We start from the raw sequence: 11194 nt of genomic DNA, 5'->3' as shown, positions 1-11194 counted from the left end.
CTGGAGTGACGACATGAACAATCCCCGCCACAACATCCGCGAAGTCCGCAGCCCGCGCGGCACGGAAATCAGCGCCCGCTCCTGGTTGACGGAAGCGCCGCTGCGCATGCTGATGAACAATCTCGACCCGGACGTCGCCGAAAACCCCAACGAGCTGGTTGTTTATGGCGGCATCGGCCGGGCGGCGCGCACCTGGAACGACTTTGACCGCATCGTCGCCTCGTTGAGGACGCTCGCCGATGACGAGACTTTGCTGGTGCAGTCGGGCAAGCCGGTCGGCGTCTTCCGCACCCATCCGGACGCACCGCGCGTGCTGATCGCCAACTCCAACCTGGTGCCGCACTGGGCGACCTGGGAAAAGTTCAATGAGCTCGATAAGAAGGGCCTGATGATGTACGGCCAGATGACGGCCGGCTCGTGGATCTACATCGGCACGCAAGGCATCGTGCAGGGCACCTACGAGACCTTCGTCGAGGCTGGGCGCCAGCATTATGGCGGCAATCTCAGGGGCAAGTGGATCCTGACCGGAGGTCTCGGCGGCATGGGCGGTGCCCAGCCGCTCGCCGCTGTCATGGCCGGCGCCTGCTGCCTGGCGATCGAATGCAACCCGGATTCGATCGATTTCCGCCTGCGCACCCGCTATGTCGACGAGAAGGCCGAGACACTCGACGAGGCGATGGCGATGATCGAGCGCTGGACCAAGGCAGGCGAGGCGAAGTCGGTAGGCCTGCTCGGCAATACGGCCGAGATCGTTCCGGAAATGTTCAGGCGCGGCATTCGCCCCGATATGGTCACCGACCAGACCTCGGCCCACGACCCCATCAACGGCTATCTGCCCAAGGGCTGGACGATGGCTGAGTGGCGTGAGAAGCGCGTCAGCGACCCGAAGGCAGTTGAAAAAGCCGCCCGCGCTTCGATGCGCGAACATGTGGAGGCGATGGTGGCGTTCTGGAACGCCGGCGTGCCGACGCTCGACTATGGCAACAACATCCGCCAGGTGGCCAAGGAGGAGGGGTTCGAGAACGCTTTCGCCTTCCCCGGCTTCGTGCCAGCCTATATCCGTCCGCTGTTTTGCCGCGGCATCGGCCCGTTCCGCTGGGCAGCCCTGTCGGGCGATCCCGAGGATATCTACAAGACCGATGCCAAGGTGCGCGAACTGACGCCCGGCAACACCCATCTGCACAACTGGCTCGACATGGCGCGTGAGCGCATCGCCTTCCAGGGCCTGCCGGCGCGCATCTGCTGGGTCGGCCTCGGCGATCGGCACAGGCTTGGCCTCGCCTTCAACGAAATGGTGGCCAAGGGCGAGCTCAAGGCGCCTGTCGTCATCGGCCGCGATCACCTCGATTCCGGCTCGGTCGCCTCGCCGAACCGCGAGACGGAATCGATGAAGGACGGCTCGGACGCCGTGTCCGACTGGCCGCTGCTCAACGCACTGCTCAACACGGCTTCGGGCGCCACCTGGGTGTCGCTGCACCATGGCGGCGGTGTCGGCATGGGATTCTCGCAGCATGCCGGCATGGTCATCGTCGCCGACGGCACACGCGAAGCGGCCAGGCGCCTCGAGCGGGTCTTGTGGAACGACCCGGCGACCGGCGTCATGCGCCACGCCGATGCCGGCTACGACATCGCCATCGAGTGCGCAAAGGAGCATCAGCTCAACCTGCCCGGCATTCTCGGGTGATGGACTGACCGATGCGCGTCCTGCGGGCAGCCGAATACAAGCCCATGCCGTGGAAGAACGGCGGCGGGGTGACGACCGAGGTCGCCGTCTCGCCTGCCGACGCCGGGCTCGATGACTTCGACTGGCGCGTCTCGATGGCGCGCGTCGAAGGCAGCGGGCCGTTCTCGCAATTTGCCGGGATCGACCGCACGCTTGCGGTGCTCGAAGGCGAGGGCGTCGTCCTCGATATTGCCGGCCGGCGGCAGGCCACTATAACGCCGGCGACCGTCCCTTTTTCATTCCCGGCGGACGTGGCGACAGCGGCGGCGCTGATTGGCGGGCCGATCACCGATCTCAATGTCATGACCCGCCGCGGCCGGATGGTGCATTCGGTCGAACGGCTCGTGATTTCCGCTCCGGTGGCGATCCGGGCCGAGATGGGAACCACTCTCGTCCTGTGCCTGAGCGGTGAGGTTCTTGTGTTTGCTGCCGAGCCGGTTCGCCTCGGGCCGCTGGACGCGTTGCTGGACGGTCCGAACATCGCTGACATTCGTGTCGAGCCCACCCAGGAGACGACGCTGTTCGTCATTCGGATCGGCGGCATATCCGGCAACGATTAACGCTTGTTTCCAAACATGATCGCGGTGCCCGCGAAATATAGCGTAAGCTGCTGGCGGCATCACGAAAAAGCCTGAATCCTCCCCGTCGATCGGACCTGGCGGGAAGAGGGGCGCTCGTCTTGGAATTTTGCTGAGAGATGACGCCCTGTCGTGGTGCGGAAATAAACTTTCAGCAAGTGGGATTATGCAACCAATTGCATTTGAATCGGTTTTAGGGCCATTGCCGTGGCGGTGACGCCGCTCAGTGTCCGCATACGGAATTTTCAATGAATATTCAGACGACCCCTGCCCAAATAGAGAAGACGAGCGCGAGCTTCCCGGCCATCACGGAAGAGCCGATACGATCCAATTTCCTGCCCGAAGAGCGTCTTCGCCTGCTTGGCGAAAGCCTGGCAAAAGGCGACCTCACCGATCTGTTCGGCCTGACGCCGTTCGATTTTCAGGCCCGCATCCGCGACAGCGCCAAGAAGATTTTGGAAGTCTACCGCTCGACCAATGCCGCGCAGGCGCGGGGCGAGACGATCACGCCGGCGGCGCAGTGGCTGCTCGACAACAATTATCTGGTCGAAGAAACCATTTTCCAGGTCAAGCGCGATCTGCCGCGCCGCTTCTACCGCCAGCTGCCCAGCCTGAAACTGCCCGATGGCGGCAGCGTGCCGCGCGCGCTGGCGCTGGCATGGACCTATGTGGCGCATTCGGACAGTTCCGTCTCGGCGACGATGTTCAAGTCCATCGTCCAGGGCTTCCAGTCGCTCGAGCCGCTGAAGATCGGCGAACTCTGGGCGCTGCCGTCGCTGTTGCGCTTCGTTCTGATCGAAAATCTCCGCCGGCTGGCGGTCAGGGTCAACCGTACCCGGCAGATGCGCCAGATCGCCAACGATGTCGCCGACAAGGTTCTGGCGACCGACGACAGCCCTGACCGGCAGGCGATCCTGTCCAAATTCAGCGCTCATGCGCAGGACACCACCTTCGCCACCCAGCTGCTCTACCGCTTGCGCGATGGATCGCAGAATGCCGGCAAGGCCTTGGAATGGCTCGAAGGCGAGCTCGAAAAGACCGGCTCCGACGCCGAGGAAATCATCATTTCCGAACATCACACGCTGTCCAGCGGCAATGTGACGACCGGAAACATCATCCGCGGGCTGCGCCTCATCAACGACGTCGACTGGACGGTGTGGTTCGAAGGCGTCAGCCGCATCGACACCGTGCTGCGCGAACGCACCGATTTCGCCGCGCTCGACTTCTTCTCGCGTGACCAGTACCGGACCGCGATCGAGGAGCTGGCGCGCCGCTCCGACCTTTCGGAATATCGCGTCGCCGAGAAGGGCATCGAACTGGCCGGTCACGCCGCCAGCGAGACCATGCCAGGCGACGGTGAAGTCGATGCCGCGCCAGTTGCATCCGCCCACACCGATGTCGGTTTCTTTCTCGTCGGTCCGCGCCGGCTGGAACTGGAGAAGGCGATCGGCTACCGGCCGACCATCAGCCAGACGGCCAAACGCACCTTCCGAAAGACCGGATGGCTTGGCATCGTCGTACCGGTGTTTGCGCTGACGGCTCTGCTTCTCGTCCTCTCCGGTAACGCGCTCGCCAATCTCGGCCTGTCGGTGCCGTCGATCGTCTTGATGCTGGCGCTGTTTGCCGTGCCGGCCAGCGAGGGTGCGCTCGCCTTCTTCAACACCGTCGTATCGCTGTTCCTGAAACCGACGCGCCTCGTCGGCTATGATTACAGGCACGGCGTACCGCCCGAGGCGCGCACGCTGGTGGTGGTGCCGTCGCTGATCGGCTCACGCGACGACGTCGAGGAAAACATCCGTAATATCGAGGTGCATCATCTCGCCAACACGGCGGATGAAATCCATTTCGCGTTGCTGTCGGACTGGCCCGACAGCAAGACCGAGATCGATGCGGCGGATACCGAAATCCTCGAATTCGCCCGCGCCGAGATCGCTCGCCTCAACGCCCGCTATCCCTCTGAAGGCGCGCCGCGTTTCTACATCCTGCACCGGCGCCGGCTCTTCAATGCCGCGCAAGGGTCCTGGATGGGCTGGGAGCGCAAGCGCGGCAAGCTGCACGAGCTCGACCTTCTGCTGCGCGGCGACAGCGACACCACATTCCTGCCGCTCGACGTGCCGCTGCCGGAAAACGTCGTCCATGTGATGACGCTCGATGCCGATACACGCACCACCCGCGACGCGGTCGCGACCCTGGTCGGCAAGCTCTGCCATCCCCTCAACCGCCCGCATTTCGATGCCGCCAAACGCGTTGTCACGGCCGGCTACGCGATCCTGCAGCCGCGCATCACCGCGTCGCTGACCAGCGGCGACGATGCGTCGTTTTTCCAGCGGGTCTTCTCGGCCAATCGCGGCCTCGACCCTTATGTCTTTGCCGTGTCCGATCTCTATCAGGACGTTTTCGGCGACGGGTCCTTCACCGGCAAGGGCCTATATCACGTCGACGCTTTCGAGGCCGCGCTGCAGGGCCGCATCGAGGAAAACACCATCCTCAGCCACGATCTGCTGGAAGGCGCGCTGGCGCGCTCGGCGCTGGTCACCGACGTCGAACTGGTCGAGGACTATCCGACCCGCTACTCGGTCGACGCCTCGCGCCACCATCGCTGGGCACGCGGCGACTGGCAGCTTCTCGGCTTCATGCTCGATCCGCGCTCCGGCGTGCCGGCCCTGTCGCGCTGGAAGATGATCGACAATCTGCGCCGTTCGCTGACGCCGATCTTCTGGGTGATGGCGGCGATCGCCGGCTGGACGCTGCTGCCCTTCACGCAAGCCGCGCAATGGCAGGCCTTGCTGATCCTCAGCCTGTTCATGGCGCCGACATTCGACGTCGTCAACGCCATCCTGCCCAAGAGCGGCGACCAGACGCCGCGCGGCCATTTCTCGGCCCTGGCGCGCGACGCCGCCTTCGGTACCGCCATGGTGGCGCTCAAGATCGTGCTGATGGCGCATAACGCCTGGATGATGGGCGATGCCATCATCCGAACGCTCTACCGGCTGTTCGTCAGCCGCCAGAACCTGCTGGAATGGCGCACCGCCTCGCAGGCGCACAAGAGCGGCGACAACGATCTCGGCTCCTATTACGGCATGATGTATGGCGCCGTGATCATCGGCTTCGTCGGCCTCGCCATACCGGTGCTGGCCGATTCCACCGGCGCTTTCGTCGCCTTCTTCTTCGCCCTGTTCTGGATCGCTTCTCCAGCCATCGCCGCCTGGATCAGCCGTTCCGCTGAAACCGAGGATCGGCTGCACATCTCGGCCGCCGACATCCATGCGCTGCGCACGGTGGCGCGGCGCACATGGCATTATTTCGAAAGCTTCGTGACGGCCGAGCATCATAATCTGCCGCCGGACAATTTCCAGGAAAGCCCGGCGCCCGTGGTGGCGCCGCGCACCTCGCCAACCAATATCGGCGTCTATCTGCTGTCTGTCGTCTCTGCCCGTGACTTCGGCTGGATCAGCCTGTCCGACGCCATCACCCGCATCGACGCCACCATGACGACGATCGAAGGCATGCCGCGCGACCGCGGCCACCTCTTCAACTGGTATGACACGACGACGCTGAAGCCGCTCTATCCGCTTTACATCTCGGCTGTCGACAGCGGCAATCTTGCCGGCCATCTGGTGGCGGTGGCGGCGGCTTGCGCCGAATGGGCGGAAGCCCCTTCCGTCCATCTCCAGGGCGATTTCGAAGGCATTCTCGACACGGTGACCATCCTCAGCGAGAGCCTTGATGAGCTGCCCGACGACCGCCGCCAGCTGCGGCCCTTGCGCCAGCGCCTCGCCGATCGTCTCGACGGCATGCGGCGCGCGGTCGACACCATCAAGGCGCAGCCGGAAATGGCCTCGATCCGCACCATCAATCTGGCCGTGCTGGCCGGCGAGATCCGCAAGCTCGCCACCGCCATCCACACCGAGGCGGCGTCGGCCCAGAGCGACGTCATCGTCGACTGGGCGGCCAGGCTCGAGGCCACCTGCGAGGCGCATGTCCATGACGCGCACAGCGACGACAATGCCGTCGAGGCGCTGCGCGCCAAGCTGCTCACCCTGCGCGAGCGCACACGCCGTTTCGCCTTCGAGATGGATTTCTCCTTCCTGATGCGACCCGAACGCAAGCTGCTGTCGATCGGCTACCGGGTCGAGGAACATCAGCTCGACGAAAGCTGCTACGACCTTATGGCTTCCGAGGCGCGGCTGACCAGCCTGTTCGCCATCGCCAAGGGCGACCTGCCCACCGAGCACTGGTTCCGGCTTGGCCGGCCGATCGTCGAGATCGGTTTCAAGGGCGCGCTGATGTCCTGGTCCGGCTCGATGTTCGAATATCTGATGCCGCCGCTGGTGATGAAGGAGCCACAAGGCAGCATTCTCAACCAGACCAGCAAGCTGATCATCAAGCGCCAGATCCAGTATGGCCGCCAGAAGAACGTGCCGTGGGGCATTTCGGAAGCGGCCTACAACGCCCGCGACCGTGAACTGACCTACCAGTACACCAATTTCGGCGTGCCTGGGCTCGGCCTGAAGCGCGGCCTTGGTCAGAACACGGTGATCGCGCCCTACGCCACAGTGCTCGCGGCACAGTTCAACCCGCGCGAAGCCGTGCAGAATCTCGCCCGGCTGCGGGAGATCGGCGCACTTGGCCGCCACGGTTACTACGACGCAGTCGACTTCACGCCGCAGCGCGTACCGGAAGGTACCGATCATGTGGTCGTGCAGAACTACATGGCCCACCATTCAGGCATGTCGATCGTGGCGGTCGCCGACGCCATCTTCGAAGGCCGCATGCGCGACCGCTTCCACAGTGATCCGGTCATCGAATCGGCCGAATTGCTGCTGCAGGAGAGGGCGCCACGCGACATCCCGACCGCGACCGTCAGGACCGAGGCCGACGAACGCTCCAAGGACGAGACCGAAGTCGAGAGCCCCGACACCCGCATCGTGCTCGATCCGTTGCGGTCGCTGCGTTCGACCAGTGTGATGTCGAATGGCCGCTATTCGGTGATGGTCACCGCGACCGGCTCGGGCTACAGCCGCTGGGGCGATCTCTCCGTCACCCGCTGGCAGCCGGATCCGACCGAGGACCGGCTCGGCTCCTACATCTTCCTGCGTGACGCCGGCACCGGCGACTGGTGGTCGGCGACGGCTGAGCCGAAGCGTGCGGCCGAGGAAAAGGCGCAGACCTTGTTCTCCGACGACAAGGCGAGCTTCGTCAAATCGGTGGGCACGTTGCGCTCCGAGGTCGAATGCATCGTCATCTCGGAAGGCAACGGCGAGGGTCGTCGGGTCACGCTCTACAATGACGGGCCGTCCGACCGTCACATCGAAGTGACCTCCTTTGCCGAACTGGTGCTCGGCCTGGAGGCGTCGGACAACGCCCATCCGGCCTTCTCGAAGATGTTCGTCGAAACCGAAATCGCATCGAACAACGCGCAGATCTTCGCCACGCGGCGCAAGCGGGAGACCAGCGAGCCCGATATCGCCATGGTGCATTTCGTCACCGATCCGTCCGGATCGGCGCGCGATGCCGAAGCCGAGACCGACCGGCGCGCCTTCATCGGCCGTGGCCGCACCATCGTCGACGCGGCCGCCTTCGATCCCGGCGCCAGGCTCGGTGGCCATTCGGGCTTCACGCTCGATCCCGTCGCCGCGCTGCGCCGCCAGGTGCGCGTGCCCGCCAACAAGAAGATATCGCTGACCTTCTGGACCGTCGTCGGCGCCAGCCGCGCCGAGCTGGAAGAGGCCATTGCCCGGCTCGACCATCCGGAGAGTTTTGCCCGCCAGGCCATGCTCGCCTGGACGCGCAGCCAGGTGCAGACCCGCCATATGGGCCTCAGCCTGACCGATGCCGCCAATGTGCAGAAGCTGGCGCGCTATCTGATCTATCCGGATCCGTTTCTGCGGCTTCCGGCCGAATCCATCGCCTCGGGGCTGGGCAAGCAGTCGAGCCTGTGGCCGACCAGCATTTCGGGCGATTTCCCGATCTTCCTGGTCAGGATCGGCGACGTCGCCGATCTCGAAATCGTCGCCCAGGCGCTGCGTTTCCAGGAATACATGCGCACCCGCGGCATGATGATCGACTTCGTCGTCGTCAACGAGCAGGCGTCCTCCTATGTCCAGGACCTGCAGCGGGCGGTCGAGACGCTGTGCGAAAACAGCCGCCTGCGCGGCAAGGAACTCGGACCTCGCCAGCACATTTTCGCGGTGCGCCGCGACCTCATGGACGAGACCACCTACAAGACGCTGCTCGCCGTCGCCCGCGTCGTCCTGCACACGCGCAATGGCACCATCTTCGACCAGATCGAGCGGGCCGAGGCTGCGGCCCTCCAGGCGCGTGACGCCCTGCAGCCGGCAGCATTGACGGTTGCGCGCGAATTGCCGTCGCTGGCGCCCATGGCGCATGCATTTGCCTCGCAGGCCGTGGCGGATGTCAGCGCCGATGGAAGCGGGCTCAGCCAATGGAATGGCTTTGGCGGTTTCGACGGCGACGGGCGGCACTATGTGGTGCGCCTGGCTGGCCGGCGCACCACGCCGCAGCCATGGATCAACGTCGTCTCCAACGCTTCGTTCGGCTTCCACACCTCTGCCGAGGGTGCCGCCTTCACCTGGAGCCGCAACAGCCGCGATTACCAGCTGACGCCATGGTCGAACGATCCGGTCTCGAACCGGCCGGGCGAGGGCCTCTACATCTACGATCAGGCCAGCGGCAAGGCGTTCTCGCCGCTCGCCGCCATGGTGCGCGATCCCTCGATGACCTACGAGGCCTGGCACGGCCAGGGTTTCTCGACCTTCCGCTCGAAGCGCGGGTCGTTGTCGATGGACCTCACCCATGTCGTCGACCCGATCGACCCGGTGAAGATCTCGCGGCTGCGCATCCAGAATTCCGGCTCGGTGCCGGCGCGGCTGCGGGTCTACGCCTATGCCGAATGGGTGCTCGGCGGGCATCGATCGCGCAGCGCGGCAACCATCGTCCCGTCCCGCGACGCTGCAACCGGTGCGTTGCTGGCGCAAAACCCCTACGGGCTCGATTTCAGCGAGCGGGTGGCGTTTCTGGCCGCCGATGGCGGCGTGCATTCGGTGACGACCGACCGCTCGGAGTTTCTCGGCCGACACGGCTCCAGCGAGCTTCCACAGGCAGTGCTGAGCGGTGCGGCGTTGTCGGGTCGTGTCGAGGCCGGAGACGATCCCTGCGCGGCGATTGCCCGCGACATCGAGATCCCGGCCGGTGGCGACGTCACGCTGCTCTGGTTGCTCGGCGATGCCGAGTCCGTCGAGGAGGCCGGCGCCCTGGTGCAGGAGCATCGGGCTAGGGATTTCGACCAGCGGCTTGCCGACAATGAGCGCGAATGGCGCGGCTTCCTCGACACCATCCAGGTCGACACGCCGGACAAGGCGCTCGACGCCATGGTCAACCACTGGCTGCCATATCAGAGCCTGGCCTGCCGCATTCGCGCCCGCTCCGCCTTCTACCAGGCAAGCGGTGCGTTCGGCTTCCGCGACCAATTGCAGGACACGCTGGCATTGCTGGCGCATGACCCGCAACTGGCACGCGACCAGATCCTCAACGCGGCGCGGCGGCAGTTCCCCGAAGGCGACGTGCAGCACTGGTGGCTGCCGCGCACCGGGGCCGGCGTGCGCACCACGATCTCCGACGACGTGGTCTGGTTGGCCCACGCCACGGCGCGCTATTTGCTGGTCACCGGCGATGCCACCATCCTGAAAGAGCAACTGCCCTTCATCGATGGGCAGGCGCTGGACGAGGGCGAGCACGATGCCTTCTTCACCCCGGAAATTTCGAAGAGGACGGCGTCGCTCTACGACCATTGCGCGCGGGCGCTCGACCTGGCCATCAAGCGCAGCAGTCCCGCCGGGCTGCCGCTGATCCTCGGCGGCGACTGGAACGACGGCATGAACCGCGTCGGCGAGCACGGCAAGGGCGAGAGCGTCTGGCTCGGCTGGTTCCTGCTGAAGACGCTGGGCGACTTCGCCGCAATTGCCAAGACCGAAGGCGATGCCAAGCGCGCGCAAGCCTGGGCAAAGCATGCCGATGCGCTGAAGCGTGCGCTTGAAAGCACGGCATGGGACGGCGAATGGTACCGGCGCGGCAGCTTCGACGACGGCACGCCATTGGGATCGCGGACCTCGCAGGAGTGCAAGATCGACTCGATCGCCCAGTCCTGGAGCGTGCTTTCGGGAGAGGGCGATCCGGCACGGTCGACGACGGCGATGGAGCAGGCGACCAAACTGCTCGTCGACGACAAGCTCAAGATCGTCAAGCTGTTCACGCCGCCTTTCTCGAAGACGGACAAGGAGCCGGGTTATATCAAAAGCTATCCGCCCGGCGTTCGCGAAAATGGCGGCCAGTACACCCACGCCGCCACTTGGTTCGTCATTGCGCTTGCCGAGATGGGGCGGACCGACGAGGCCTATCGCTGTTTCTCGATGCTGAACCCGGTCAACCATGCGACCGACGAGGCCTCGGCCGAGCACTATCGCGTCGAACCCTATGTGGTGGCGGCCGACATCTATGCCGGGGACGACAAGGGCGGCCGTGGCGGCTGGACCTGGTACACCGGCTCGGCCGGCTGGCTCTACAGGGCTGCGGTCGAAGGAATTCTCGGCATCGAACGGCGCGGCAAGCGTGTTCAGTTCAAGCCAAAGCTCCCCGGTCATTGGGACGGGTACTCGGCAACCCTCAAGATGCTGGGAGCGGAACTCAGGGTTCGCGTCATCCGCGACAAAAAAGCCAAGGCGGTTTCGCTGGAGCTGAATGGGGCAAAGACCAAGGTTTCGGCAGTCGAACTGAAGGATGGCGAAGTCACCGACGTCGTCATCAGGATCCCGGCTTGAGGCATGTTGCCCAAAACCATGCTCTCGGGCTCAAGCCCGGGAGGGCGCGGTTTTTC

3 protein-coding genes are annotated in these 11194 nt (G+C 64.8%); all 3 read left to right on the top strand.

Annotated features, from left to right (window positions below; translation table 11 throughout):
- Window positions 1-13: 13 nt before the first annotated feature.
- On the top strand, window positions 14-1684 hold the full coding sequence (hutU, locus tag B5V02_RS19880; RefSeq protein WP_111545823.1) for a urocanate hydratase: 1671 nt from the start codon (window positions 14-16) through the stop codon (window positions 1682-1684).
- Window positions 1685-1695: 11 nt separating this feature from the next.
- Entirely contained in the window at window positions 1696-2283 is a 588-nt protein-coding gene (locus tag B5V02_RS19875) for a HutD/Ves family protein (RefSeq protein ID WP_111545822.1), read from the top strand.
- A 266-nt stretch (window positions 2284-2549) separates the two neighbouring features.
- On the top strand, window positions 2550-11138 hold the full coding sequence (locus tag B5V02_RS19870; protein WP_111545821.1) for a glycoside hydrolase family 94 protein: 8589 nt from the start codon (window positions 2550-2552) through the stop codon (window positions 11136-11138).
- Window positions 11139-11194 lie beyond the last annotated feature (56 nt).

Source organism: Mesorhizobium kowhaii, from assembly GCF_003253745.1.
Lineage (GTDB): Bacteria > Pseudomonadota > Alphaproteobacteria > Rhizobiales > Rhizobiaceae > Mesorhizobium > Mesorhizobium kowhaii.
The sequence above is the reverse complement of the archived record's forward strand: the minus strand, read 5'-3'. Positions and strand labels throughout refer to the sequence as shown.